The 1,334-nt window shown below is 28.1% G+C and carries 2 protein-coding genes; both read left to right on the forward strand.

The window, feature by feature from the left end; all coding sequences use genetic code 11:
• A partial coding sequence (locus CD118_RS11320) for an MFS transporter (protein WP_206167722.1) occupies nt 1-859 on the forward strand: 859 nt, incomplete at its 5' end.
• A 106-nt stretch (nt 860-965) separates the two neighbouring features.
• On the forward strand, nt 966-1,334 hold a 369-nt coding region (locus tag CD118_RS11325), incomplete at its 3' end, for a DUF3885 domain-containing protein (protein ID WP_425353210.1).

Consider the following 1,334-nt stretch of genomic DNA (forward strand, 5'->3'; position numbering starts at 1 on the left):
ATCTAAAGATGAAGATGAAATCATGAAGAACAATTCATTATTTCAACTTACTTATAAAGGTTTAAATATTATCCTAGATAGTTTTATTGGTTTTTTATTGAGTGTCATATTAATTCAAAATCTCATGAGCTTAAATATATTCGTATTTCTAATCGCATTTTTTATGTTTAAACTATTAAAAGTCAACATAGCTCACCAGAACGGTCATTCGAATGATCAATATAAAACATTCATCGCAGAATACATGGAAGATTTTAAGGAAGGGCTACGATATGTTTCTAACAAGAAAATTCTTAAATTGTTAATCCCTTTATCTATCATTAATTTTTCAATATCGGCTGTTACAGTTATTTATCCGAAATTGGCACTAGCATATGGTCATGATAGTAAAATATATGCTGTGATCCTTTTCGCTAATGGTTTAGGTATGATGATAGGATTTTTAGCAGCTCCAAAGGTCATTAAGCAATTTAAATTTAACAAGTTGTTATTTCTTAGCTTCTTGATTTTATCAATCGTGTGGTTCATACTTTACTTATTTGGGACACATAGTATCATTGTTTGTTCGATATTGTTGTTCTTATCAAACTTTATTATCGGTATTATCAATCTTTCATTTATTAATGCTTTTCAAATTTTACCTCCAAAAAATATGCTTGGTCGAGTAGCTACAACAAATGAAACACTTTTGAGTATTCTTATACCGATTGGTGCACTGGTAGGTGGTATTTTGCCTAACATTTTTAATTCGATTAGTATCAATTTTATTTTAATCGCAATTTTGAGTATGGCAATCTCATTATTCTACTTGTTAGATAAAGATATTCAACGTATAGAAAAGTTAAATCTTCTAAAGTGAGGTAGCAAGGGTTTTACTCTTTTAGAAAAAGTGGTGTTGAGTGCTGTTAGACTAACAACAGCTAGGGTAATCAAGAAAAAATGAAGTTAATAAGGTGATTAACATTATGTATTTTGATAAAGGCAATTTGGATATTAAGAAGTTAAACTTTTGGGAATTGCAAAACACAATTCATTTAAGTTTAAGTGAGAAAGAGTACCCATTTTTAGACGATAGTATCACTTTAAATAAGGCTTATTTTTCAACAGTACATGAAAATGCTATTAATATTTTTGAAGATTTATTTTCGCATACTGATTCTATAAAGTTAGTTCAAGTTGTATATTCTTATAACACACCTTACAGAAAAACAAATATTATAAAAAAATTCACATCGTTAAGTATTGAAGAATTGTCTTATTTTAAAGAATACTTAAAAGTGAATGACGATACTGCTTTATGCGATGAGTTTGCATATCATTGTTCTATAAAGGAT

It is taken from the genome of Staphylococcus coagulans (assembly GCF_002901995.1).
GTDB lineage: Bacteria > Bacillota > Bacilli > Staphylococcales > Staphylococcaceae > Staphylococcus > Staphylococcus coagulans.